General features: G+C 60.0%; 25 protein-coding genes and 1 tRNA gene. 18 read left to right on the plus strand and 8 right to left on the minus strand.

Annotated elements, in window-relative coordinates:
* Window positions 1-2: 2 nt before the first annotated feature.
* Window positions 3-1,277 carry a uracil-xanthine permease family protein gene (locus IB246_RS13430; RefSeq protein WP_008025891.1) on the plus strand — a complete coding sequence of 425 codons (1,275 nt, stop codon included), beginning with the start codon at window positions 3-5 and terminating at the stop codon, window positions 1,275-1,277.
* Window positions 1,278-1,390: 113 nt separating this feature from the next.
* Here the strand turns inward: IB246_RS13430 and hemH are convergent, their stop codons facing one another.
* Window positions 1,391-2,413: a ferrochelatase gene (hemH, locus tag IB246_RS13435; protein WP_008037233.1), complete on the minus strand. Its 1,023-nt coding sequence runs from the start codon at window positions 2,411-2,413 to the stop codon at window positions 1,391-1,393.
* A 13-nt stretch (window positions 2,414-2,426) separates the two neighbouring features.
* Window positions 2,427-3,329 (minus strand): TIGR01777 family oxidoreductase, encoded by a 903-nt coding sequence (locus IB246_RS13440; protein WP_008037231.1) that lies wholly within the window; start codon window positions 3,327-3,329, stop codon window positions 2,427-2,429.
* Window positions 3,330-3,525: 196 nt separating this feature from the next.
* Between IB246_RS13440 and IB246_RS13445 the strand changes: the two genes are divergently transcribed.
* The 12 genes from IB246_RS13445 (at window position 3,526) to IB246_RS13500 (ending at window position 13,663) form a co-directional block, all read left to right on the plus strand.
* On the plus strand, window positions 3,526-4,512 hold the full coding sequence (locus IB246_RS13445) for an NAD(P)/FAD-dependent oxidoreductase (protein WP_008037229.1): 987 nt from the start codon (window positions 3,526-3,528) through the stop codon (window positions 4,510-4,512).
* Window positions 4,509-4,724 (plus strand): TIGR02450 family Trp-rich protein, encoded by a 216-nt coding sequence (locus IB246_RS13450; RefSeq protein ID WP_008037228.1) that lies wholly within the window; start codon window positions 4,509-4,511, stop codon window positions 4,722-4,724. The genes IB246_RS13445 and IB246_RS13450 overlap by 4 nt, the downstream gene beginning before the upstream one ends.
* A 205-nt stretch (window positions 4,725-4,929) precedes the next feature.
* On the plus strand, window positions 4,930-5,889 hold the full coding sequence (locus IB246_RS13455; RefSeq protein WP_008037226.1) for a YbgA family protein: 960 nt from the start codon (window positions 4,930-4,932) through the stop codon (window positions 5,887-5,889).
* Complete coding sequence (locus tag IB246_RS13460) at window positions 5,889-6,830, plus strand: MerR family transcriptional regulator (RefSeq protein ID WP_008037224.1); 942 nt, start codon at window positions 5,889-5,891, stop codon at window positions 6,828-6,830. The genes IB246_RS13455 and IB246_RS13460 overlap by 1 nt, the downstream gene beginning before the upstream one ends.
* 21 nt (window positions 6,831-6,851) lie before the next feature.
* Window positions 6,852-8,297, plus strand: a complete 1,446-nt coding sequence (gene phrB, locus IB246_RS13465) for a deoxyribodipyrimidine photo-lyase (protein ID WP_008037222.1) — start codon at window positions 6,852-6,854, stop codon at window positions 8,295-8,297.
* Window positions 8,290-8,712 (plus strand): nuclear transport factor 2 family protein, encoded by a 423-nt coding sequence (locus tag IB246_RS13470; RefSeq protein ID WP_008037220.1) that lies wholly within the window; start codon window positions 8,290-8,292, stop codon window positions 8,710-8,712. Before phrB ends, IB246_RS13470 begins: the two co-directional genes overlap by 8 nt.
* A complete protein-coding gene (locus IB246_RS13475; RefSeq protein ID WP_008037218.1) occupies window positions 8,709-9,491 on the plus strand; it encodes an SDR family NAD(P)-dependent oxidoreductase in 783 nt (260 codons plus the stop codon). Before IB246_RS13470 ends, IB246_RS13475 begins: the two co-directional genes overlap by 4 nt.
* The gene (locus IB246_RS13480; RefSeq protein ID WP_008037216.1) at window positions 9,488-10,735 is read left to right on the plus strand and encodes an NAD(P)/FAD-dependent oxidoreductase; all 1,248 of its coding nucleotides are present in this window, start codon (window positions 9,488-9,490) and stop codon (window positions 10,733-10,735) included. Before IB246_RS13475 ends, IB246_RS13480 begins: the two co-directional genes overlap by 4 nt.
* Window positions 10,732-11,547, plus strand: coding sequence for a DUF1365 domain-containing protein (locus IB246_RS13485; RefSeq protein WP_008037215.1), 816 nt, complete (start codon window positions 10,732-10,734; stop codon window positions 11,545-11,547). Before IB246_RS13480 ends, IB246_RS13485 begins: the two co-directional genes overlap by 4 nt.
* Entirely contained in the window at window positions 11,534-12,805 is a 1,272-nt protein-coding gene (locus IB246_RS13490) for an SAM-dependent methyltransferase (protein WP_008025867.1), read from the plus strand. The genes IB246_RS13485 and IB246_RS13490 overlap by 14 nt, the downstream gene beginning before the upstream one ends.
* Window positions 12,798-13,304, plus strand: coding sequence for a DUF2878 domain-containing protein (locus tag IB246_RS13495; protein ID WP_008037214.1), 507 nt, complete (start codon window positions 12,798-12,800; stop codon window positions 13,302-13,304). Before IB246_RS13490 ends, IB246_RS13495 begins: the two co-directional genes overlap by 8 nt.
* 53 nt (window positions 13,305-13,357) lie before the next feature.
* Window positions 13,358-13,663, plus strand: a complete 306-nt coding sequence (locus IB246_RS13500) for a YkgJ family cysteine cluster protein (RefSeq protein ID WP_008025864.1) — start codon at window positions 13,358-13,360, stop codon at window positions 13,661-13,663.
* Window positions 13,664-13,767: 104 nt separating this feature from the next.
* Here IB246_RS13500 and IB246_RS13505 read toward each other — a convergent pair whose 3' ends face one another.
* The 6 genes from IB246_RS13505 to hemA form a co-directional block, all read right to left on the minus strand.
* Entirely contained in the window at window positions 13,768-14,286 is a 519-nt protein-coding gene (locus IB246_RS13505) for an acyloxyacyl hydrolase (protein ID WP_008037213.1), read from the minus strand.
* Between the two features lie 104 nt (window positions 14,287-14,390).
* The gene (murI, locus tag IB246_RS13510) at window positions 14,391-15,182 is read right to left on the minus strand and encodes a glutamate racemase (protein ID WP_008037212.1); all 792 of its coding nucleotides are present in this window, start codon (window positions 15,180-15,182) and stop codon (window positions 14,391-14,393) included.
* On the minus strand, window positions 15,175-15,930 hold the full coding sequence (locus IB246_RS13515) for a molybdopterin-synthase adenylyltransferase MoeB (RefSeq protein WP_008037211.1): 756 nt from the start codon (window positions 15,928-15,930) through the stop codon (window positions 15,175-15,177). Before IB246_RS13515 ends, murI begins: the two co-directional genes overlap by 8 nt.
* Window positions 15,924-16,754 carry a peptide chain release factor N(5)-glutamine methyltransferase gene (gene prmC, locus IB246_RS13520; RefSeq protein ID WP_008037210.1) on the minus strand — a complete coding sequence of 277 codons (831 nt, stop codon included), beginning with the start codon at window positions 16,752-16,754 and terminating at the stop codon, window positions 15,924-15,926. Before prmC ends, IB246_RS13515 begins: the two co-directional genes overlap by 7 nt.
* On the minus strand, window positions 16,755-17,837 hold the full coding sequence (prfA, locus tag IB246_RS13525; protein ID WP_008025856.1) for a peptide chain release factor 1: 1,083 nt from the start codon (window positions 17,835-17,837) through the stop codon (window positions 16,755-16,757).
* Complete coding sequence (gene hemA, locus IB246_RS13530) at window positions 17,834-19,123, minus strand: glutamyl-tRNA reductase (RefSeq protein WP_008025854.1); 1,290 nt, start codon at window positions 19,121-19,123, stop codon at window positions 17,834-17,836. The genes prfA and hemA overlap by 4 nt, the downstream gene beginning before the upstream one ends.
* A 361-nt stretch (window positions 19,124-19,484) precedes the next feature.
* Here hemA and IB246_RS13535 point away from each other — a divergent pair, with 361 nt between their 5' ends.
* The 5 genes from IB246_RS13535 (at window position 19,485) to IB246_RS13555 (ending at window position 23,783) form a co-directional block, all read left to right on the plus strand.
* Window positions 19,485-21,209, plus strand: a complete 1,725-nt coding sequence (locus tag IB246_RS13535) for a tetratricopeptide repeat protein (protein WP_008025853.1) — start codon at window positions 19,485-19,487, stop codon at window positions 21,207-21,209.
* A 4-nt stretch (window positions 21,210-21,213) separates the two neighbouring features.
* Window positions 21,214-21,831 carry a lipoprotein insertase outer membrane protein LolB gene (gene lolB / locus IB246_RS13540; RefSeq protein ID WP_008025852.1) on the plus strand — a complete coding sequence of 206 codons (618 nt, stop codon included), beginning with the start codon at window positions 21,214-21,216 and terminating at the stop codon, window positions 21,829-21,831.
* A 2-nt stretch (window positions 21,832-21,833) separates the two neighbouring features.
* Complete coding sequence (gene ispE, locus IB246_RS13545; protein ID WP_032832349.1) at window positions 21,834-22,685, plus strand: 4-(cytidine 5'-diphospho)-2-C-methyl-D-erythritol kinase; 852 nt, start codon at window positions 21,834-21,836, stop codon at window positions 22,683-22,685.
* A 36-nt stretch (window positions 22,686-22,721) separates the two neighbouring features.
* Window positions 22,722-22,796, plus strand: a tRNA-Gln gene (locus IB246_RS13550).
* A gap of 45 nt (window positions 22,797-22,841) precedes the next feature.
* Complete coding sequence (locus IB246_RS13555) at window positions 22,842-23,783, plus strand: ribose-phosphate pyrophosphokinase (protein WP_003208392.1); 942 nt, start codon at window positions 22,842-22,844, stop codon at window positions 23,781-23,783.
* The last annotated feature ends 81 nt before the right edge of the window (window positions 23,784-23,864 follow it).

Consider the following 23,864-nt stretch of genomic DNA (forward strand, 5'->3'; position numbering starts at 1 on the left):
GCATGCAGCAAGAGTTCAACGATCCGCTCTGGCGCACGGTGCTGTCGGGTGCGCAGATGCTGTTCGTGGCCTTTGGCGCGCTGGTATTGATGCCGCTGATTACCGGCCTCGACCCGAACGTGGCGCTGTTCACCGCCGGTTTGGGGACGATTCTGTTCCAGATCGTCACCGGGCGTCAGGTGCCGGTGTTCCTGGCATCGAGCTTCGCCTTCATCACCCCGATCATTCTCGCCAAAGGCCAGTTCGGCCTCGCGGCGACCATGGGCGGTGTGATGGCGGCGGGTTTTGTCTACACCTTCCTCGGCCTCGCCGTGAAGATCAAAGGCACCGGTTTCATCGACCGTTTGCTGCCACCGGTGGTGATTGGTCCGGTGATCATTTCCATCGGCCTGGCCATGGCGCCAATCGCCGCCAACATGGCGATGGGCAAGGCTGGCGACGGCTCCGAGCTGATTCATTACCAGACAGCCATGCTGATCTCGATGCCCGCGCTGCTGACCACGCTGATCGTTGCGGTGTTCGGCAAAGGCATTTTCCGCCTGGTACCGATCATCTCCGGCGTGCTGGTCGGTTTTGCGATGGCGTTCTATTTCGGCGTGGTTGATACCGCGAAGATTGCCGCTGCACCGTGGTTCGCGATCCCGAACTTCACTGCGCCGGAATTCAACTGGCAGGCGATTCTGTTCATCGTTCCGGTGGCATTGGCCCCGGCCATCGAACATATCGGCGGCGTGATCGCCGTGGGCAGCGTGACCGGCCGCGACTACCTGAAGAAGCCAGGCCTGCACCGCACGCTGCTCGGCGACGGCATAGCAACCACCGCAGCCGGCCTGTTCGGCGGCCCGCCCAACACCACGTACGCCGAAGTGACCGGCGCGGTGATGCTGACCAAGAACTACAACCCGAAAATCATGACCTGGGCGGCGATCTTCGCCATCAGCCTGGCGTTCATCGGCAAGTTCGGCGCGTTGCTGCAAAGCATTCCGGTGCCGGTGATGGGCGGGATTCTGTGCCTGTTGTTCGGTTCGATTGCGGCGGTGGGGATGAACACGCTGATTCGCCACAAGATCGACCTGGGCGAGGCGCGCAACCTGGTGATCGTTTCGGTCACGCTGGTGTTCGGGATTGGCGGCGTGCTGGTCGGCACCGGCACCGGCCCGGACGACTTCGGCCTCAAAGGCATCGCGCTGTGCGCGGTGGTGGCGATTGCGCTGAACCTGTTGCTGCCGGGGAATGACAGCTGGAAGCACAAGAAGGCGGATGAGCCGTTGTTGTAAACCAGCCTTTAGATCGCCTTCGCGGGCAAGCCTCGCTCCTACAGATTTTGAGTCGATCCCATCATCGTGGAACGACTCAAAACCTGTAGGAGCGAGGCTTGCCGGCGATGCTTTTAAAGCGCCAACGGCGCTCGCTCGCACAATGCGTTCAACGCCTTCGCCCACTGCGGATCATCGTTGAGGCACGGCACCAGCACCAACTCCTCCCCCCCCGCTTCGAGGAATTGTTCTTTCCCGCGATCACCGATTTCTTCCAGCGTCTCGATGCAATCGGCAACGAACGCCGGGCACATCACCAGCACCTTCCTGACGCCCATTCCCGCCAACTCATCCAGGCGCGCTTCGGTGTAGGGTTCGATCCATTTCGCCCGACCCAGCCGCGACTGAAACGACACCGACCATTTGCCGTCCGGCAGGCCCATGCGTTTGGCAAATTCCTTTGCGGTGCGCAGGCACTGGCCGCGATAACAGGTCGCGACGACTTCCGGTGGCGCACCGGCGCAGCAATCGCCGCCACCTTCAAAACTGTGCCCCGGGTTGAGCTTCTTCAGATGCCGCTCCGGCAAGCCATGGAAGCTCAGCAACAGATGATCGAAATCCTGCTCCAGATGCGGTTTGGCGCTGGCCACCAGGGCATCGATGTATTCCGGCTGATCGTAGAACGGCTCGAGTATCGAAAACTGCACATTGAGTTTGTGCTCGCTCACCACCCGCTTGGCTTCCTCGATCACCGTGGTCACGGTGCTGTCGGCGAACTGCGGATAAAGCGGCGCGAGGGTAATTCGCTTGTGGCCCTGGGCGGCAAGTTGCAGCAGTTTCGACTCAATCGACGGCTCGCCATAACGCATCGCCAGCTCCACCGGCCCGTGGCTCCACTGTGCGCTCATGGCCTGTTGCAAGCGGCGGCTGAGCACCACCAGTGGCGAGCCCTCCTCCCACCAGATCGAGGCGTAGGCGTGGGCCGACTGCTCCGGGCGCCTGATCAGAATCAGCGAGACCAGCAAACGGCGCACCGGCCATGGCAGGTCGATCACATACGGGTCCATCAGAAATTGATTGAGGTAGCTGCGCACATCCGCCACCGAGGTGGAGGCAGGTGAACCCAGGTTGACCAGAAGCAACGCGTGATCGGTCATGCAACGTCCTATTTCAGAGGCGGCTGGACAAGTCGTCCAGTGCCGCACGCAGGTCAGTGAACTGGAAGGTGAAGCCCGCTTCCAGCAAGCGCGCCGGGACAGCCTTCTGGCCGCCCAGCAACAGCAATGACAACTCGCCCAGGCCCACCTTCAAGGCCAGGGCCGGCATGGGCATGAACGCCGGGCGATGCAGCACGCTGCCCAGCGTCTTGGCAAATTCGCGATTGCGCACCGGTTTGGGCGCGCAGGCATTATAAGGACCGCTGGCGCTTTTCTGATGCAGAAGAAAATCAATCAAGGCAATTTGATCCTTGATATGGATCCACGGCATCCATTGCCGACCAGTGCCCAAAGGCCCGCCCAGCCCCAGTTTGAACGGCAGCAACAGCCGCGACAAAAAGCCGCCCTCGGCCGACAGCACCAAGCCGGTGCGAACGAAGATCACGCGAACGCCCAAGGCTTCGGCACGCTGAGCGGTTTCTTCCCAGGCAATGCACAACTGACTGGCAAAATCATCGATCACCGGAGGGGAATGTTCAGTCAACTCCCGTTCGCCCCCGTCGCCATACCAGCCAATGGCAGAGCCCGAAATCAACACCTGCGGTTTCTGCTCGCGGCTTTCGAGCCACGCCAGCAAGGTTTCCGTCAGGGTGATGCGGCTGCTCCACAGCAAGGCTTTACGTCGGTGGGTCCAGAGCCGGTCGGCAATCGGCGCACCCGCGAGGTTGATAATCGCATCCACCGGTTCCTGACCGAGGTCCTCGAGTCGGGCCACCGCGCGCACCTGGGCGCCACAGACTTTCGCGACTTTGGCCGGTGTCCGGCTCCAGACGGTCAGACGATGTCCCTGACTCAACCAGTGGCGGCAGAGCTGACGTCCTATCAAACCAGTACCGCCGGTCAGCAATATGTGCATGACTTCTTCCTCGCGTGGCGTTTTACCCTGATCACTAGTCTATTTTTATAAGCAGGGATCTTTGATATCGGGCAGGGTCTGTGTTTAACAATAGGCCAAGCTGTCAGAACGAGAACGCTAAAAGTTATACCGAAAAACAATATTGTACAGGTTTCAACCACGGCGTAGTCTGTACAGAAAGGTAAACGAGGCCCCTATGACTGTACCTATCGCAATCATCGGCACCGGCATTGCCGGACTCTCAGCCGCCCAGGCCCTTACGGACGCAGGGCATGTCGTTCAACTTTTCGATAAAAGCCGCGGCAGTGGCGGGCGCATGTCGAGCAAGCGCAGCGATGCGGGTGCGCTGGACATGGGCGCGCAATATTTCACTGCACGTGATCGCCGCTTTGTCACTGAAGTCCAGCGTTGGCAAGCCAAAGGCTGGGTCGCCGAATGGGCGCCGCAGCTTTATACCTACCACGGTGGCCAGCTCAACCTGTCGCCGGACGAGCAGACGCGCTGGGTCGGCACGCCACGCATGAGCGCCATCACCCGTGGCCTGATTGGCGATCTGGAAGTGCATTTTGCCTGCCGCATTACCGAGGTCTATCGCGGTGAAGAACACTGGCATCTGCAGGATGCCGAAGGGTTCACTCATGGCCCGTTCAGTCACGTGATCGTCGCCACGCCAGCACCGCAAGCGACCGCCTTGCTGGCCTCCGCGCCGAAACTCGCAGGCGCCGCCGCCGGGGTCAAAATGGACCCGACCTGGGCCGTCGCACTGGCCTTCGATACTCCGCTGGATACACCCATGGAAGGCTGCTTCGTGCAAGACAGCCCACTCGACTGGCTGGCGCGCAACCGCAGCAAACCGGGGCGCGACAACACCAAGGACACCTGGGTATTGCACGCGACCAGCACCTGGAGCCGGCAACATATCGACCTGTCCAAGGAAGCCGTGATCGAGCAACTGCACGGCGCGTTCGCCGAACTGCTCCACAGCGCCATGCCTGCGCCGAGCTTCAGCCTCGCGCACCGCTGGCTCTACGCCCGCCCCGCCAGCAGCCATGAATGGGGCACGCTGGCCGATGCCGACCTGGGTCTTTACGCGTGTGGCGACTGGTGCCTGTCCGGTCGTGTCGAAGGTGCCTGGCTCAGCGGTCAGGAAGCCGCCCGCCGCCTGCACGAACACCTGCAGTGAACCGCATCAACCCGAGCAAATTGCTGCTGTCGAAATGGACAGCAGCCCACCCGCAAAACCGCGAAAAACATTTTCTGGTCATCGAGCTGTTCCGCGACGAGGAAGGCACGGTGCTGGACGTCGAATTGCAGGCAGTGCTGACCAAGCGCAATCAACGCCTGAGCTGGCAAACCCTGAAAAACAGCGACGCCTGGATGCTGGGCTGGAACTAGATCCCTGTAGGAGCCAGCTTGCTGGCGATCCAAACGCCGCGATCATTCAGGAATACCGCGTCATCGTTCATCGCCGGCAAGCCGGCTCCTACCAACACGCCAAATACTTATACAAACAATTTGACTTGTACACCTTTGAATCTATGATGAAACACATGTTGTACAGAAATTAAATCCTGTACAGGTTTGGATTCGAGGTGCTCCGATGCTCCACGCCAGCGCGAAACCGAAAATCGCCATCAGCGCCTGCCTGATGGGCGCCGAGGTGCGTTTCAATGGCGGGCACAAGGAATCGCGGCTGTGCAGCCGCACCCTCACCGAGTATTTCGATTTCGTCCCGGTGTGCCCGGAAGTCGCCATCGGCCTGGGCATTCCTCGCCAGCCCATTCGACTGGTCGGCGACGCTGAACGCCCCGAAGCCATCGGCACTGTTCACCCCGAACTGAATGTCACCCGGCCGCTGGCCGATTACGCCCGGAGGATGGCCGCCGAACTGGACGATGTCTGCGGCTACATCTTCATGCAGAAATCGCCGTCGTGCGGGCTGGATCGGGTCAAGGTCTACCACACCAACGGTGCACCGGTAGACGGCGGTGGCCGTGGCATCTATGCCCAGGCTTTCTGTGCGCTGCACCCGGACCTGCCGGTGGAAGAAGACGGCCGGCTCAACGACCCGGTGCTGCGGGAAAACTTTCTCACCCGCGTGTTCGCCTACAGCGCCTGGCAACAGTTGCTGCAAGCAGGGCTGACTCGTCGCGGATTGACCGAATTTCACTCGCGCTACAAATACCTGCTGATGGCCCACAACCCGGTGCAGTACAAAACCCTGGGCAATCGGCTGGGCAACATGGGCCAAATCGACCCGAAAGAACTCGGCCCACGTTATTTCAGTGAACTGATGGCGGCCTTGAAAAAGTGCGCCACGCGCCGCACCCACACCAACGTCCTGCAACACATCAGTGGTTACCTCAAGCAGGTCATCAGCACTGAAGACAAACAGGAAGTGCAACACGTCATCGGCCAATACCGCCACGGCATCGTGCCGCTGGTGGTGCCGCTGACGCTGCTCAAGCATCACTTTCGCCAACACCCGGATCCGTACATTGCGCAACAGGTTTACCTGCAACCGCACCCGGAAAACCTCAGCCTGCGAAACGCGATCTGATGAAAATCCCACTCGACACCAGTGCCCGCGAAGACCTCGGCGCCGACTTCAAGAAAGCCCTCGATGAAGGCTGGCTGCCAATTCGTGAAGTGGCCCGGCAGACCGGCGTCAACGCCGTCACCTTGCGCGCCTGGGAACGGCGTTACGGTTTGATCGTGCCGCAACGCACGCCCAAAGGGCATCGGCTGTTCAGCGCCGAACACGTGCAACGCATCCTGACAATCCTCACCTGGCTCAATCGCGGCGTGGCCGTCAGCCAGGTCAAGCAACTGCTCGACACCCCGCAAGCCTTTGGCGAATCGGTCGAAAATGATTGGCAGGTGATGTGCAACACGCTGCTGCAAGCAGTCACTCGGCTCAACGAACGCACCCTGGATGACACCGTCAACCAGGCGATTGCGTTGTACCCGCCGCGGACTTTGTGCGAACAACTGTTGATGCCGTTGCTGGCCGAACTTGAACAACGCTGGCAAGGCCAGTTTGGCTCGCAGATGGAGCGCGTGTTTTTTCACTCCTGGTTACGCAGCAAATTCGGCGCGCGCATCTACCATAACAACCGTCAACTGCGCACCGCACCGCTGCTGTTGATCAATCACTCCGACCTGCCGCTGGAACCGCATCTGTGGCTCACCGCGTGGTTGATCAGCAGCGCCGATTGCCCGGTGGAAGTGTTCGACTGGCCGTTGCCGGCGGGCGAGCTCGCACTGGCGGTCGATCACCTGCAAGCCCGTGGCGTACTGCTGTATTCCAGCAAAGCCATGAACCTTGCGCAGCTGCCGAAACTTTTCAACGGTGTCAGTTGCCCAAAAATGATTGCCGGACCAACGGTATGCATCCACCACGCCGAGTTGTCCGTAAAAACCACAGAGATTGCTGAATTGTTCCTGGCCGAAGATCCGTTATCGGCGCATCAGGACCTGGTACAGCGCGGGCTTATTTAAATGAATCGTACGGACACCACCATGCAATTGATCTGGCTGCGCAGCGACTTGCGTCTACATGACAACACCGCCCTCTCGGCCGCCGCTTCCCGGGGGCCGAGCGTGGCGGTGTACCTGTTGAGCCCGGAACAATGGCGCGAGCATGACGACGCGCCGTGCAAAGTGGATTTCTGGCTGCGCAACCTCCGTGAACTGAACCGTGCACTTGGCGAGTTGAACATCCCGTTGCTGATTCGCACGGCCTCTCGCTGGGATGAAGCGCCGAAGGTTCTGCTCGACCTGTGCCAGCAGTTGAAGATCGACGCGGTGCACGTCAACGAGGAATACGGCATTCACGAAAGCCGTCGTGATGCGGCGGTGGCCGACGCACTGAAAACCAAAGGCGTCGACTTTTATAGCTACCTCGATCAGTTGCTGTTCAGCCCCGGCACCGTGCTGACCAAGACCGGCACCTATTTCCAGGTCTTCAGTCAGTTCCGCAAAGTCTGCTACGACCGTCTGCACCGTTCATTGCCGAGTCTCGTCAGGGCGCCAGCGGTGCAATCGAAGCTGAACATCGACAGCGATGAAATCCCTTCAAGCGTTGCAGGCTTCGACACGCCCAGCGACACCTTGCGCGCGCTCTGGCCCGCCGGTGAAGCCGAAGCCCGACGCCGTCTGGACACCTTCGCCGATGCGCAGATCGACTACTACAAAAGTGAGCGTGACTTCCCGGCCAAACCCGGCACCAGTCAGCTCTCGGCTTACCTGGCGGCCGGCGTCATTTCCCCGCGCCAGTGCTTGCATGCCGCCCTGCAAAGCAATCAGGGCGAGTTCGAAAGCGGCAAAGTCGGCGCCGTCACCTGGATCAACGAATTGCTGTGGCGCGAGTTCTACAAACACATTCTGGTGGGCTACCCGCGCGTCTCCCGTCACCGCGCCTTCCGCCCGGAAACTGAAGCCCTGGCCTGGCGCGACGCTCCTGACGAACTGGCAGCCTGGCAAGAAGCGCGCACCGGTCTGCCGATCATCGACGCGGCGATGCGCCAACTGCTTGAAACCGGCTGGATGCACAACCGTTTGCGCATGGTGGTGGCGATGTTCCTCACCAAAAACCTGCTGATCGACTGGCGTGAAGGCGAACGTTTTTTCATGCGGCACCTGATCGATGGCGATCTCGCGGCGAATAACGGCGGCTGGCAATGGAGCTCATCCACCGGCACCGATTCGGCGCCCTACTTCCGGATTTTCAACCCGCTCAGCCAATCGGAAAAATTCGACAGCGAAGGCCTGTTCATCAAGCACTGGTTGCCGGAGCTGGCCGGGCTGAACAAGAAAGACGTGCACAACCCGGCGAACCTCGGCGGGTTGTTTGGCGTGGCAGGTTATCCGTCGCCGATCGTCAATCTAAGTACATCCCGTACACGCGCACTGGCGGCGTTCAAAAACCTGCCGTCGCGACAGAACGCGGGAGGCGGTTATGAGTGATTTCCTGCGCCGCTTCGCCTGGCAGTTTGCCGAGCTGAACAAAGACAACCTGCAGCGCCTGAATGAGCTGTACGCCGACGACGTGCACTTCACCGATCCGCTGCACGAAGTACAGGGCCTCGCGCATTTGCGCAGCTATTTCAGCGAACTCTATGCCAACGTCAGCGAACTGCGCTTCGATTTTCACGGCTTCGACCAGATCGGCGAAGGCGAAGGTTATCTGCGCTGGGTCATGAGCTACCGCCATCCGCACCTGGCCGGCGGACGCTTGATTCGGGTGGACGGCTGCTCGCACCTGCTCTGGAGCGACAAGGTTTATCGCCACCGGGATTACTTCGATGCCGGGGCGCTGCTTTACGAACATGTACCCGTATTGGGCCGGGCAATTGCCTGGTTGAAAAGGAGAATGGGATGAGCCTTACACCTCCACGACGATATTGGCTGACTGGCGCCAGCAGTGGCATTGGCGCCGCGCTGGCCGAGGAGATTCTGAAAACCGGCGCCCATCTGGCGGTCAGTTCACGTTCGCTGGCGCCGATGAAAGTCTTGTCGCAACGCTATCCCGGGCAAGTGCTGGTGGTGGCGGGTGACCTGACCAACAGCCAGACCGTACGCGAAATCGGCGAGCAGATCGCGCATGACTGGGGCTCGCTGGATACGGTGATTCTCAATGCTGGCACCTGCGAATACGTCGACGTTCAGCAGTTCGATTCGTCGCTCGTCGAGCACGTGGTGCGCACCAATCTGCTGGCCAGCAGTTACTGCATCGAAGCCGCCCTGCCGCTGTTGCGCAAAGGCCTCGCGCCACATCTGGTGGGCGTCGCCAGTTCGGTGACTTACCTGCCGCTGCCACGGGCGGAGGCGTATGGCGCGTCGAAGGCCGGGCTGCGTTATCTGTTCGAATCGTTGCGCATTGACCTGGCGCCCGAAGGCATCGAAGTCACTGTAGTCAGCCCGGGGTTCGTCGAGACTCCGCTGACGGCGAAGAACGATTTCCCGATGCCGCTCAGTTGGCCGGTGGGCAAAGCGGCGCGGCACATCTTCGAAAAACTGAAGCATCGGCCACTGGAGATCGCGTTCCCGGCGCTGTTCATGGCGGCGCTCTGGCCGCTGTCGAAAATGCCCAACCGGGTGAAGCTCGCCATCGGCAAACGCATGGTCCGCAGCAGTCCGCCGATCAAGGACGTGCCGTGAACATCGCCATCATCGGCAGCGGCATCTCGGGGCTGACCAGTGCTTACCTGCTGAATCGCCGCCACGAGATCACCCTGTTCGAGGCTGGCGACCGGGTCGGCGGCCACACCCACACCGTGGACGTGAAGGTCGATGGCGAGCGTCATGCCGTGGACACCGGTTTCATCGTGTTCAACGACTGGACCTACCCGAACTTCATTCGCTTGCTGGGTCAGATCGGCGTGGGTTTCAAAGCGACCGAGATGAGTTTCTCGGTCACCGATCCGGACAGCGGCCTGGAGTACAACGGCAACAACCTCAACAGCCTGTTCGCCCAGCGCCGCAACCTGTTGTCGCCGGGGTTCTGGGGCATGCTGCGCGACATTGTGCGCTTCAACAAACGCGCCCGGCTCGACCTGTCCGAGGGCCGGATCGCGGCGCACACCACGCTCGATGAATACCTCAAGGCCGGCGGTTACGGCGAGCGGTTCATCCTGCATTACATCGTGCCGATGGGCGCGGCGATCTGGTCGATGCCGATGGCCGACATGCTGAATTTTCCGCTGCAATTCTTTGTGCGGTTTTTCAAGAATCACGGCTTGCTGTCGGTCAACAATCGCCCGCAATGGCGTGTGATCGAGGGCGGATCGAGTGCTTACATCGCACCGTTGACCGCAACCTTTAACCGGAAGATCCGCCTCAACTGCCCCGTGATGCAGGTCGAGCGCGATGCCGATGGCGTCTTGATCCACAGCAGCGCCGGCAGCGAACGCTTCGACAAAGTGGTGTTCGCCTGCCACAGCGATCAGGCGCTGAAACTGCTGGCCAAACCGAGTGATGCCGAACAGTCGATCCTCGGCGCCCTGCCCTACGCCGACAACGAAGTGGTGCTGCACACCGACACGCGCCTGCTGCCGTCGCGCACACTCGCCCGGGCCAGCTGGAATTACCGCCTCGGTGGCGCCGGCCATACGCTGGCGGCGGTCACCTACGACATGAACATCCTGCAAGGCATCCAGAGCGACACCACGTTTTGCGTCAGCCTCAACCAGAGCGCCGGCATCAGCCCGGCCATGGTGCTCGGCCGATTCACCTACGCCCATCCTCAATACAGCCTGGCGGCGGTGGCGGCGCAGGAGCGCTGGGAAGAATTGAATGGCGCGCAACACAGCTTTTATTGCGGCGCCTACTGGGCCAACGGTTTCCATGAAGATGGCGTGGTCAGCGCGTTGCGCGTGGCCCGCTCGTTCGGGGAAGTGCTGTGAACAGCGCGTTCTACAGCGGCTGGATCGCCCATCGGCGGTTTGCCCCAAGGCGCCATGAATTCCGTTACCGGATCGGCCTGCTGTACCTCGATCTCGATGAACAGGACGCCGTACTCGGGTTATCGCCGCTGTCGGGCAACCGCCGTTTCTCGCCGTTTTCGTTTCGCGAAAGCGACTACCTCAAAGCCTTCACCGGCAACGGCATGCGCCTGATCGATGCGGTGCGCGAACAGGTCCGCCAGGCCATTGGTCATGCGCCACAAGGTTCAGTCTGCCTGCTGACCCAGCCTCGCAGTTGGGGCCTGGCGTTCAACCCGGTGAGCTTTTTTTATTGTTACGAAGCCGACGGCCAACTGGCGGCAATCGTTGCCGAAGTCACCAATACCCCGTGGCGCGAGCGTTATCACTACGTGTTGCCGGCCAGGACACCGGATGACCTGCGCGATTTCCATCAGCATTTCGCCGTGGCCAAGGCCTTTCATGTGTCGCCGTTTCTGCCACGCGATCTCGAACACCGCATGAGCTTCAGCCCTGTCGCGAAAAAACTCGGCGTGCACATGGCCGACTGGCAGGGCGAACTGAAGCTGTTCGACGCCACGCTCAACCTGAAACGCGAAGCCCTGAGTCGCGCCAGCCTGCACCGGTACCTGCGGCGCTTTCCGTGGATGACCGCAAAAACCTGCCTGGCGATTTATTGGCAAGCCCTGCGCCTGCTGTTCAAACGCGCGCCGATATTTGCTCATCAAGCTGCCGACGGCAGCTTTCAAACCGCCACCGTTCCGCCCAAGGATCGCCGCCATGAAATCCTCTAGCGTCTCGGCCAAAGCCACTCTACTCAGCACTAACGGCTTGACCGGGACGTTGCTGCGTCGCGGTGTGCTGCGGCAACTGGCGCACCTCAAGCACGGACAACTGGTGGTGATCGAGGATGGCGAGCGGCAGGTGTTCGGCACCGCTGGCAGTCATTTGCAGGGGGAAATCCACATCCTCGACGCAGCGGCGTGGGGGTTGGTGGCGAGTAACGGTTCGATCGGCGCGGGCGAGGCATTTATCCACGGTTACTGGAGCTCGCCGGACCTGACGGCGGTGGTTCGCGTGTTCGTCAGTAACCTTGAAGTACTTGATTCGCTGGAAGGTGGCCTGGCGAAACTCGGCCGGCCCTTCGTTCAAGGCCTGCATTGGCTCAACCGCAATACACGCAAGGGTTCGCAGAAAAACATCGCCGCTCACTACGATCTGGGCAACGACCTGTTCGAACAGTTTCTAGACCCGACCATGATGTATTCGGCCGCACAATTTCTAAGTCCCGAGGACAGTCTGGAACAGGCGCAGCTGAACAAACTGGAGCGGATCTGCCAGAAACTCGACCTCAAACCCAGCGATCATCTGCTGGAAATCGGCACCGGCTGGGGCAGCATGGCGCTGTACGCGGCGCAGAATTATGGCTGCAAAGTCACCACCACCACGTTGTCCAGGGAGCAGTACGCGTTTACCGCGCAACGGATCGAAACCCTCGGGTTGCAAGACCAGGTCACGTTGTTGCTCAAGGATTACCGCGACCTCACCGGGCAGTACGACAAGTTGGTGTCAATCGAGATGATCGAAGCCGTGGGCCATCGCTTTCTGCCGACCTACTTCAAGCAGTGCGCGCACTTGCTCAAGAGCAATGGCTTGATGCTGTTGCAGGCGATCACCATCCGCGAACAGCGCTACGAGCAGGCCAAGGGCAGTGTCGACTTCATTCAGCGCTACATCTTCCCCGGCGGCGCCCTGCCCTGCGTGCAGAAAATGCTCGAGATCGTCAGCCGCGACACCGACATGAACCTGCTGCACATGGAGGATTTCGGCCTGCACTACGCGCGAACCTTGCGCCTGTGGCATGAGAATTTTCGCCGCGCCCAAGGCCGCTTGAGCGAATTGGGCTACGACGATTATTTCCTGCGGCTGTGGGAGTTTTACCTGTGCTACTGCGAAGGTGGTTTCCTGGAGCGCACCATCGGCACCGCGCAGTTGCTGCTGGCCAAACCTTCGGCGATCACCGCGCCGCTGCTCGGCCGTTTCGATGCTTGAACGCCTGGCCAACGCCGTGCTGTTCCAGCTCGGCTGGCTTGCCTGCGTGATCGGCGGCAACAGTCTGTGGTTATTGGTGGCGCTGGGCGCTTTGGTGATTCACCTGCTGTGGATAAGTCGTTGGGCGGACGAAGGCCGGCTGATTCTCAGCGTGGTGCTGCTGGGCACGACCGTCGACAGCTCATTGCGCTGGCTGGGGGTGTTCGAGTTCAACGATGTCGCGCCGCTGATTCCGCTATGGCTGATGCTGTTGTGGGCGTTGCTGGCCACGACGTTGCGCCATTGCCTGCAATGGAGCGCAACGCCCTGGTGGCTGGGCTGCTTGCTGGGCGCCGTGGGTGGGCCGTTGTCGTATTACGCGGGAGGACAACTGGCCGGGGTGCAATTCCCTTACGGCCAATTACCGACGCTGATCGGCATCGGATTACTCTGGGCGCTGCTGTTTCCCACGCTGCATTTCATGGCCCGGCGCCTGGCGTCGTCCGACACCCACGACTGAGCGTCCGTCCGGCCTTTCACACAGCACCGACCGACTGACTTACACTGCGTGCCATGAAAACCATTCCCCACACGCAAATCACCGAGCCTGCGGTCACGTGCTCGACCTGCGCGGCCTGCTGCTGCCAGCTCGAAGTGATGCTGATCACCGACACGGGCGTGCCCGAACGTTTTATCGATACCGATGATTGGGGCGGGGAAGTCATGCTGCGCCTGGACGACGGCTGGTGCGCTGCGCTGGATCGCAACACGATGATGTGCACGATCTACGAAAAACGCCCGCTGATCTGCCGGGAGTTCGAGATGGGCGCACCGGAGTGCATCGAAGAGCGCCAGGGGATTAGCACGGCGTATCGATGATTTAGAAATGTGTTGCCTGATCTGACGCCTTCGCGGGCAAGCCTCGCTCCTACAGGTTGGATGATCCCCTGTAGGAGCGAGGCTTGCCCGCGAAGCTTTTAGTCTTACAACGGCATCGTGTAGTGCAGCGCGTAACTTTCTACACCATCGTTCGGGCTGCTGAGCCCCGCATTGGAATAGTGCGTCGCACGAATCCCGACTTCATGCCCGCCCGCAAAACGCAGACCGAAGCCAAAACGGTCTTCGAACTGAAAGGCGCTGCCCAGTTCGTTGCCTTCAAGTTCGGTATTCGAGAACGCCGCCACGCCAACCCCGAGCTCTAGATAAGGTTTGACGTTCTGACCGGCAAACTCATAAACAAACACCGGCGAGAAAGACAGGCTGTGGTTGCTGGAAGTCTTGTCGCCTTCCCAATAGGTGTAGGCACCACTCCAGTAACCGGTCAAACGACCGACGTCACTTTGCAACCAGCTCTTGTCCCAATCGAATTGCATGCCCAAACGATAGGTCATGGTCGAATCGCTGGTCTGGCCGACCCCGAACTCCACGCCTGCCGCCTGTGCGGTATAACTTTGCCCCATCAATGCGGCCGCAATCGCGGCCAAGCAGAATAGTCGCTTCATAGAAACATCCTTTTCCGTACGATTTCGTATGGTTTTTTTGTTGCTTACCGCAATAGAAGCCGACGCTTAATCAGAAGTTCACCCCAATTACCCGTTTCCCCAAACTACCTATTGAAGCTTTGCACAACGCCAGCGGTATTCCACAGTATCGGCAAGATATTTCTGAAATGTTCCGGATCGGCACTCGTCCAGAATTGCGCTGCACGAACTGGACCCTCAGCCAGCAATTCACGCTCGGCCAACAGCCGCTGAAGTTGTCGCGCGACGGCGGCGCCGGTATCGATCAGGCTGATGTCCTCGGGGATCATCTGCTTAAGCAACGGCTTTAGGAAGGGGTAATGCGTGCAGCCGAGAATTATCGTGTCGCAGCCTGCGGCGAGCAGCGGCCCGACATAGCGAGCCAGCAACTCACGCAGGGCGGGACTGTGCAGATCGCCGTTTTCAATCAGCTCCACCAGCCCCGGGCACGGCTGAGTGATCACCTGCACATCGGTGGCGAAACGGTCGAGCAACGCAGCGAACTTGGCGCTCTGCAAGGTGCCCGTGGTGGCGAGGACACCGACCACGCCGCTGCGGGTCGCTGCGGCGGCCGGTTTGACCGCAGGCTCCATGCCGACGATGGGCCACTCGGGGAAGTCGCGCCGCAAATCGGCAACACCGGCCACCGTCGCCGTGTTGCAGGCCAGCACCAGGGCCTTGGCGCCTTGCTGCTGAAAAAATTCGGCCATCACGCTGCAACGATGGCGAATGAATTCCGGGGTTTTCTCGCCGTAAGGAATATTGCCGCAATCGGCGACGTACAGCAGAGACTCGTTGGGCAGCAAACGCTGGACCTCGGCCAGCACCGACAGCCCACCGACCCCGGAGTCGAACACGCCAATGGGCGCTTCACGCATGTTTCGGCCCACAGACGCTACAGCCCGGATCACGCTTGACGCGCAATTCACGGAAGCGCGAACCCAAGGCATCGATCAACAACAGGCGCCCTACCAGCGGTTCGCCGAAACCGGCCAGCAGTTTCATGGCTTCCAGTGCCTGAAGGCTGCCGACCAGTCCCACCAAAGGACCGACGACGCCCGCTTCACTGCACGTCAATTCAGCTTCGTTGCCGTGCCCGTATAAACAGTGGTAGCACGGACTGTCCGGACGGCGCGGGTCGAACACCGACAATTGCCCTTCAAGTCGAATCGCTGCGCCGCTGACCAACGGCTTGCCGGCCGCCACGCACGCAGCGTTGACCGCTTCGCGGGTGGAAAAATTGTCGGAACAGTCGAGGACCAGGTCCACTGTGGCCACCACAGCGGCCAGGGAATCTTCGTCCAGCGCGGCACGATGGGCGACCAGCTTGATCTCGGGGTTGATCGCGCTCAGGCGGCGGATCGCCGAATCGACCTTGGTCTGGCCGACGCTGTCGGTGTCGTGAATGATCTGGCGTTGCAGGTTGGTCAGGTCGACGGTGTCGAAGTCCGCCAGATGCAGCTCACCGACGCCCGCGGCGGCGAGGTACAACGCAACCGGCGAACCGAGGCCGCCGAGACCGATGATCAACACGCGGCTTTCTTTCAATCGCAACTGGCCGTCGATGTCGACGTGCTGCAACAGAATCTGCCGACTGTAGCGCAACAATTCCTGATCATTCAGCACGGCAGGCGCCCCAGGCTGATCCGTTGGTGACCGCCCAGATCGGTGCGGCTGTGGACTTCTTCAAAGCCGCGAGTCTGCAACAAATCGCGCACGGCTTCGGCTTGATCATAACCGTGTTCGAGCATCAGCCAGCCGCCCGCTTCCAGATAATCCGGGGCCTGGGCGACGATCAAACGCAGATCGTCGAGCCCGTCGACTCCAGCCACCAAGGCACTAGCCGGTTCGAAGCGCACATCGCCTTCCACCAGATGCGGATCGGCGGATGCAATGTACGGCGGGTTGCTGATGATCAGCTGGAAACGTTGACCTTCCAGGGCGCTGAACCAATGACTGCTCAGCACGGTGGCGTTGTTCAGGTGCAAACGCTGACGATTGCGCTCGGCCAAAGCCACGGCTTCGAGTACACGATCCACAGCGGTGACGCTCCACGCCGGACGCTCGCTGGCCAGGGCCAACGCAATGGCGCCGCTGCCGGTGCCGAGATCGAGGACCTTGGCGGGGGTGGCGGGCAACAATTCCAGCGCGGCTTCCACCAGCAATTCGGTGTCCGGGCGCGGGATCAAGGTGTGCGGCGCAACTTCCAGATCCAGCTTCCAGAAACCTTGCTGGCCCAGAATGTAAGCCACCGGCTCACCGCCACGACGGCGTTGCAGGTACTCGGCAAACTTCAGCGCGGCGTCGCTCGGAACGATGCGCTCCGGCCAGGTGTGCAGAAAACTGCGGGACTTGCCCAACGCCGCCGCCAGCAGCAATTCGGCATCCAGACGCGCCGTCGGCGAGTCGGGTAAATCAGCGGCGCGCAACAAACTGGCAATGATCGTCATTTAGTCACCTATCGCTGCCAATTGGTCGGCCTGGTATTCGGCCAGCAACGGTTCGATCACCGCATCGACACCGCCCGCGAGAATTTCGTCGAGGGAATACAGCGTCAGGTTGACCCGGTGGTCGGTGACCCGGCCCTGGGCAAAGTTGTAGGTGCGGATGCGCTCGGAGCGATCACCCGAACCGACCAGCAACTTACGCTCGCTGGCGATGGCATTCGCTGCGGCGCTGGTCTGCTGATCATTGAGCTTGGCCGACAGCCAGGACATCGCCCGGGCGCGGTTCTTGTGCTGGGAACGTTCTTCCTGGCACTCGACGACGATACCGGACGGCAAGTGCGTGATGCGGATCGCCGAGTCCGTCTTGTTGACGTGCTGGCCACCGGCACCGGAAGAACGGTAGGTATCAATCCGCAGGTCCGCCGGGTTGATCTCGATCGCTTCCTGCTCGTCCGGCTCGGGCAATACCGCCACGGTGCACGCCGAAGTGTGGATACGCCCCTGGGATTCAGTGGCCGGAACCCGTTGCACGCGGTGCGCGCCGGATTCGAATTTCAGCTTGCCGTAGACGTTGTCGCCTTCGACGCGGGCGATGACTTCTTTATAGCCGCCATGCTCGCCCTCGTTTTCCGAGAGGATTTCCACACGCCAGCCGCGACGCTCGGCGTAACGCGAATACATGCGGAACAGGTCGCCGGAGAAGATCGCCGCCTCGTCACCGCCAGTGCCGGCGCGGATTTCAAGGAACACGTTGCGCCCGTCGTTCGGGTCCTTGGGCAGCAGCATGCGTTGCAGGCTGGCTTCGATCTCGATCAATTGCTCTTTGGCTTCGCGGACTTCTTCCACGGCCATTTCACGCATGTCCGGGTCGTTGTCCTTGAGCAGTGCCTGGGCGCCTTCGAGGTCGCTCTGTACTTTGAGCAACTGTTTATAGGCGTCGACAATCGGCTCGACTTCCGCGTATTCCTTGGAATAGGCGCGGAATTTGGTCTGGTCGGAAATGACCTCGCCGTCGCCAAGCAAGGCGGTCAATTCCTCGAAACGGTCCTGGAGGATGTCCAGCTTATTGAGCAGTGACGCTTTCATTGCGGTTTTTTATCCGAAAAGCTATCCGATGAGCCCTCACCGAGGGCAAAGAGTTCCTGGGCCATGGCCAGTGCGTCGAGGCGACCTTCGGCTGAGAGCTTTTTCAACTGCACGCTCGGGGCGTGCAAGAGTTTGTTGGTCAAGCCACGCGCCAGTTGCACCAGCACGTCTTCGGCGCTGCTGCCGTTGGCCAGCATGCGTTGGGCCTTCTGCAATTCTTCGTCACGCAGGCGCTCGCTTTGTTGGCGATAGGCCTTGAGTACATCCACCGCTGCCAGTTCGCGCAGACGGATCATGAAATCTTCGGCGCCGACCGAAACCATCTCTTCCGCCGCTTGCGCAGCGCCTTGACGGCTCTTGAGGTTTTCGGCGACCACTTCGTGGAGATCGTCGACGCTATAAAGGTAAACGTCGTCCAATTCGCCGACTTCAGGCTCGATATCGCGCGGTACGGCGATGTCCACCATGAAGATCGGTTTGTGCTTGCGCAGTTTCAAGGCACTTTCCACCGCGCCTTTACCGAGGATCGGCAACTGGCTGGCGGTGGAACTGATGACGATGTCGCTGCGCACCAGTTCGGCCGGAATGTCGGAGAGCAACACGGCATGGGCGCCAAACTGCTCGGCCAGAATGCTTGCGCGCTCCAGGGTGCGGTTGGCGACGACGATGCGTTTTACCCCCAACTCGTGCAGATGGCGGGCGACCAGGGTGATGGTCTCGCCGGCACCGATCAGCAAGGCCTGGCTGCGTTGCAGGTCGCTGAAAATCTGTTTCGCCAGGCTGACTGCGGCAAACGCCACGGACACCGGGTTCTCGCCGATGGCGGTGTCGGTGCGCACTTGTTTGGCCGCATTGAACGTGGCCTGGAACAAACGCCCGAGCAGCGGACCGATGGTGCCGGCCTCGCGGGCCACGGCGTAGCAGGATTTCATCTGGCCGAGGATCTGCGGTTCGCCCAGCACCAGCGAGTCGAGCCCGGAGGCGACCCGCATCATGTGACGAACTGCCGCATCATCTTCGTGCACATAAGCGCTCGCGCGCAGCTCGTCGAGGCTCAGATGGTGATAATCGGCCAGCCAGCGCAGCACGATGTCCGCCGAAAGGTGATCCTGTTCTATATAGAGTTCACTGCGATTGCAGGTGGAGAGGATCGCAGCTTCGCGGCTGTCGGTGAGTCGGCAGAGCTGCTGCAAGGCCTCCACCAGCTGCTCAGGGGTAAAGGCCACGCGCTCGCGGACGTCTACTGAAGCAGTCTTGTGGTTAATACCGAGTGCAAGGAAGGCCATTCAAGGTCGCTGATGGTGACGTGAAGCCGGCAATTGTCCTACTTCGACAGATTCAGAACAACTACTCGATCTCTATTGACCTGGTAGCCGATGCCCGGCTTTGCGAACATTTCTCGTTTACACAAGTTTTGATCCACGCACCACCCTGTAGGAGCCGGCTTGCCGGCGATGGTCGTGAACGATGACGCATTTATTCTGGAAAAGACGCGACACCTGCAAGTCCATCGCCGGCAAGCCGGCTCCTACAGGGGGGGTGTCCGACACGTTCCGTACGTGCAAGGGTAAATTGCCCGGCCGGTTATGTTTGGCCGAAGGCTTGTGTCATGATGATCTGACCGCAGGTTAGTCGTCCTCTTCCTATATGAATAGATCTTCCGCGTTGCTCCTCGCTTTTGTCTTCCTCAGCGGCTGCCAGGCCTTGGCACCCGTTTCGTCGGACGGTACGTCGCCGGTCGAAGACAGCACTCCGGCCCCTGAAAAGCCCAAGGTCTACAGCTCGTTCAGCGAAGAAACCATCTTCAGCCTGTTGAGCGCCGAACTGGCTGGCCAACGCAATCGTTTCGACATTGCGCTGGACAACTACGTGACCCAGGCCATCAACACCCAGGATCCGGGCATCTCCGAACGGGCGTTTCGCATCGCCGAGTACCTGGGCGCCGATCAGGCCGCCCTGGACACTGCACTGATCTGGGCGAAAAACGCCCCGGACGACCTCGAGGCGCAACGGGCCGCGGCCGTGCAACTGGCGCGCGCCGGGCGTTATGACGACTCCATGGCCTATATGGAGAAAGTCCTGCAAGGCAAGGGCGACACGCATTTCGATTTTCTGGCCCTGTCTGCGGCCGATACCGATCAGGAAACCCGCAACGGCCTGATGAAAAGTTTTGACCGTTTGTTGCAGCGTCACCCCAACAACAGCCAGCTGATTTTCGGCAAGGCCTTGTTGATGCAACAGGACGGCGACAGCAAAGGCGCACTGACGCTGCTGGAAGACAACCCGCCGGATGACGGCGAAATAGCCCCGATTCTGCTGCGCGCACGCCTGCTGCAAACGCTCAATCGTGGTGATGAAGCGTTGCCGCTGCTGCAAAAAAGCATCAAGAAATACCCGGACGACAAACGCCTGCGCCTGACGTATGCCCGCATGCTGGTCGAACAGGACCGGATGGACGACGCCAAAGTCGAGTTTTCGAGCCTGGTTCAGCAGTACCCCGAAGACGACGAATTGCGTTACTCCCTGGCGCTGGTGTGCCTGGAAGCCAAGGCCTGGGACGAGGCCAAGGGCTACCTGGAAGACCTGATCGCCCGTGAAAGCCATGTCGACTCGGCACACCTGAACCTCGGCCGTATCGCTGAAGAGCGCAACGATCCCCAGGGCGCACTGATCGAATACGCCAAGGTCGGCCCGGGCAACGACTACCTGCCGGCACAGTTGCGCCAGGCCGATATCCTGATGAACAACGGCAAGACCGCCGAAGCGCAAAGCCGCCTGGCGGCCGAGCGTGACGAACAACCCGATTACGCGATTCAGCTGTATCTGATCGAAGCCGAAACCCTGTCCGCCAATAAACAGGGGGACAAGGCCTGGAATGTTCTGCATAAAGCCTTGCAGCAATACCCGGACGATCTGAATCTGCTGTACACCCGCGCCATGCAGGCGGAAAAACGCAATGACCTGGCGCAGATGGAAAAAGACCTGCGGCTGATCATCAAGCGCGACCCGGACAACGCCATGGCGCTGAACGCCCTCGGCTACACCTTGTCCGACCGCACGACGCGTTATGCCGAAGCCAAGGCCCTGATCGAACAGGCACACCAGATCAATCCGGAAGATCCGGCGGTACTCGACAGCCTCGGCTGGGTGAATTTCCGCATGGGCAATCTCGACGAAGCGGAAAAACTGCTGCGCAAGGCGCTCGATCGCTTTCCCGACCAGGAAGTGGCCGCTCACCTCGGCGAAGTCCTGTGGGCCAATGGCAAACAACGCGAAGCCAAACAAATCTGGGGCAAGTTCCTCAAGGAACAACCCGACAGCCCAATCCTGCGCGGCACCATCAAGCGCCTGACCGGATCAGAGACTCTTTAAGCTTATGTTTTTGCGCCACTTCATCGTTTTCAGTTTCATCGCCCTGCTCGCCGGTTGCGCGGGCTTCGGTGCCCGCGAATCGGTACAGGGTCAGGGCGACGCCGGCCTGTGGCGCGTTCACAAAGAACAACTGACCGGCCTCGACGGCTGGCAGATCAACGGCAAGATCGGCATTCGCGCGCCAAAAGACTCGGGCAGCGGCACGCTGTTCTGGTTGCAGCGCCAGTCCTATTACGACATTCGCCTTTCGGGCCCTCTGGGTCGCGGCGCCGCACGCCTGACCGGACACCCCGGAAAGGTCTCGCTGGAAGTCGCCAATCAGGGGCGCTATGAAGCGCCGACGCCGGAAGTGCTGCTCGAAGAACAGCTCGGCTGGAAGTTGCCGGTGTCCCATCTGGCGTGGTGGGTCCGCGGACTCCCGGCGCCGGACAGCAAGAGCCGCCTGACCCTGGACACCGATAGCCGCTTGGCCAATCTGGAACAGGATGGCTGGCAAGTCGAATACCTGAGTTACGCTGAGCAAAACGGCTTTTGGCTGCCCGAGCGGATCAAACTGCATGGCACCGACCTTGATGTCACGCTGGTGATCAAGGAATGGCAACCGCGCAAATTGGGGCAATGAACATGACGACCCCACGCTTGACGCTGCCCTCCCCGGCCAAACTCAATCTGATGCTGCACATCCTCGGTCGCCGTGAAGACGGTTACCACGAGTTGCAGACGATTTTTCAGTTTCTCGACTACGGCGATGAAATTACTTTCGCCGTGCGCGACGACGGTGTGATTCAACTGCACACCGAATTCGAAGGCGTACCGCACGACAGCAATCTGATTGTTCGAGCGGCAAAAAAACTTCAGGAGCAATCCGGTTGTTCGCTCGGCATCGACATCTGGATCGAAAAAATCCTGCCAATGGGCGGCGGCATCGGTGGCGGCAGTTCAAATGCCGCGACGACTTTGCTCGGGCTCAATCACCTCTGGCAACTGGGTTGGGATGAGGATCGACTGGCCGCACTGGGCTTGACGCTGGGCGCCGACGTCCCGGTTTTCGTGCGTGGCCACGCGGCTTTCGCCGAGGGTGTGGGAGAGAAACTCACCCCTGTAGACCCCGAAGAACCGTGGTATCTCGTGCTTGTGCCGCAAGTATCTGTAAGTACAGCAGAAATTTTTTCAGATCCGTTGTTGACACGTAACTCTTCTCCCATTAAAGTGCGCCCCGTTCCCAAGGGAAACAGTCGAAATGACTGCTTACCGGTGGTAGCAAGGCGTTATCCAGATGTACGTAACGCATTGAATTTGTTAGGTAATTTTACCGAAGCAAAACTCACCGGAACTGGAAGTTGTGTGTTTGGGGGCTTCCCAAGCAAAGCTGAAGCTGATAAAGTCTCGGCCCTTCTTACAGAGACCCTTACAGGGTTTGTAGCAAAGGGAAGCAACGTTTCGATGTTGCATCGCAAGCTGCAAAGTCTGCTCTAAAGGAACCGATTACTGGGTAATCGTTGCAACAGATACAGGGGCGTCGCCAAGCGGTAAGGCAGCAGGTTTTGATCCTGCCATGCGTTGGTTCGAATCCAGCCGCCCCTGCCATTTTCTATACTCATCCAGGTTACCCTCAGCCTCTAGGTACTGCGCGTGTCCAAGATGATGGTCTTTACGGGGAATGCTAACCCCGATCTGGCTCGGCGTGTCGTACGTCAGCTGCATATCCCTCTCGGTGACATCTCTGTCGGTAAGTTTTCCGACGGCGAGATTACAGCCGAGATCAATGAAAACGTCCGCGGTAAAGATGTCTTCATTATTCAGCCGACTTGCGCTCCGACCAACGATAACCTGATGGAACTGGTAGTGATGGCTGATGCCTTCCGCCGCTCCTCGGCTACTCGTATTACTGCTGTTATTCCTTACTTTGGTTATGCCCGTCAGGATCGCCGTCCGCGTTCCGCACGTGTGGCTATCAGCGCGAAAGTCGTTGCTGACATGCTTACCGTAGTCGGCATCGACCGTGTTCTCACGGTTGATCTGCATGCTGACCAAATCCAGGGTTTCTTCGATATTCCGGTAGATAACATCTACGGCTCCCCCGTTCTGGTGGATGACATTGAAGATCAGCGCTTCGAAAACCTGATGATCGTGTCCCCGGACATTGGCGGCGTCGTGCGTGCACGTGCTGTTGCCAAATCCCTGGGCGTGGATCTCGGGATCATCGACAAACGCCGTGAGAAAGCCAATCACTCTGAAGTGATGCATATCATCGGTGATGTCGAAGGGCGTACCTGTATTCTGGTCGATGACATGGTCGATACCGCCGGCACTCTGTGCCACGCGGCAAAGGCTTTGAAAGAGCATGGCGCTGCCAAGGTTTTCGCCTACTGCACACACCCTGTGCTGTCCGGTCGGGCGATCGAAAACATTGAAAATTCCATGCTGGACGAACTGGTGGTGACTAACACCATCCCGTTGTCCGCTGCTGCTCAAGCCTGCTCGCGTATCCGTCAACTGGATATCGCGCCGGTTGTTGCCGAAGCGGTTCGCCGCATCAGCAATGAAGAATCGATCAGCGCGATGTTCCGTTAAGGGCCCTGCCCTTCTCGAACAGCTCGTTGACGAAAAGCGCCCCGCCCCGGCATTCCTGTCGGGGCGGGGCTTTTTTGCCCA

Source organism: Pseudomonas sp. PDM01 (assembly GCF_014852325.1).
GTDB lineage: Bacteria > Pseudomonadota > Gammaproteobacteria > Pseudomonadales > Pseudomonadaceae > Aquipseudomonas > Aquipseudomonas migulae.

Excerpts from the sequence above, each read along its gene's own strand:
- IB246_RS13430 (WP_008025891.1), top strand. The coding sequence starts at position 3 with ATGCAGCAAGAGTTCAACGATCCGCTCTGGCGCACGGTGCTGTCGGGT.
- hemH (WP_008037233.1), bottom strand. The coding sequence starts at position 2,413 with ATGACCGATCACGCGTTGCTTCTGGTCAACCTGGGTTCACCTGCCTCC.
- IB246_RS13440 (WP_008037231.1), bottom strand. The coding sequence starts at position 3,329 with ATGCACATATTGCTGACCGGCGGTACTGGTTTGATAGGACGTCAGCTC.
- IB246_RS13445 (WP_008037229.1), top strand. The coding sequence starts at position 3,526 with ATGACTGTACCTATCGCAATCATCGGCACCGGCATTGCCGGACTCTCA.
- IB246_RS13455 (WP_008037226.1), top strand. The coding sequence starts at position 4,930 with ATGCTCCACGCCAGCGCGAAACCGAAAATCGCCATCAGCGCCTGCCTG.
- IB246_RS13460 (WP_008037224.1), top strand. The coding sequence starts at position 5,889 with ATGAAAATCCCACTCGACACCAGTGCCCGCGAAGACCTCGGCGCCGAC.
- phrB (WP_008037222.1), top strand. The coding sequence starts at position 6,852 with ATGCAATTGATCTGGCTGCGCAGCGACTTGCGTCTACATGACAACACC.
- IB246_RS13470 (WP_008037220.1), top strand. The coding sequence starts at position 8,290 with ATGAGTGATTTCCTGCGCCGCTTCGCCTGGCAGTTTGCCGAGCTGAAC.
- IB246_RS13475 (WP_008037218.1), top strand. The coding sequence starts at position 8,709 with ATGAGCCTTACACCTCCACGACGATATTGGCTGACTGGCGCCAGCAGT.
- IB246_RS13490 (WP_008025867.1), top strand. The coding sequence starts at position 11,534 with ATGAAATCCTCTAGCGTCTCGGCCAAAGCCACTCTACTCAGCACTAAC.
- IB246_RS13495 (WP_008037214.1), top strand. The coding sequence starts at position 12,798 with ATGCTTGAACGCCTGGCCAACGCCGTGCTGTTCCAGCTCGGCTGGCTT.
- IB246_RS13500 (WP_008025864.1), top strand. The coding sequence starts at position 13,358 with ATGAAAACCATTCCCCACACGCAAATCACCGAGCCTGCGGTCACGTGC.
- IB246_RS13505 (WP_008037213.1), bottom strand. The coding sequence starts at position 14,286 with ATGAAGCGACTATTCTGCTTGGCCGCGATTGCGGCCGCATTGATGGGG.
- murI (WP_008037212.1), bottom strand. The coding sequence starts at position 15,182 with ATGCGTGAAGCGCCCATTGGCGTGTTCGACTCCGGGGTCGGTGGGCTG.
- prmC (WP_008037210.1), bottom strand. The coding sequence starts at position 16,754 with ATGACGATCATTGCCAGTTTGTTGCGCGCCGCTGATTTACCCGACTCG.
- prfA (WP_008025856.1), bottom strand. The coding sequence starts at position 17,837 with ATGAAAGCGTCACTGCTCAATAAGCTGGACATCCTCCAGGACCGTTTC.
- hemA (WP_008025854.1), bottom strand. The coding sequence starts at position 19,123 with ATGGCCTTCCTTGCACTCGGTATTAACCACAAGACTGCTTCAGTAGAC.
- IB246_RS13535 (WP_008025853.1), top strand. The coding sequence starts at position 19,485 with ATGAATAGATCTTCCGCGTTGCTCCTCGCTTTTGTCTTCCTCAGCGGC.
- lolB (WP_008025852.1), top strand. The coding sequence starts at position 21,214 with ATGTTTTTGCGCCACTTCATCGTTTTCAGTTTCATCGCCCTGCTCGCC.
- ispE (WP_032832349.1), top strand. The coding sequence starts at position 21,834 with ATGACGACCCCACGCTTGACGCTGCCCTCCCCGGCCAAACTCAATCTG.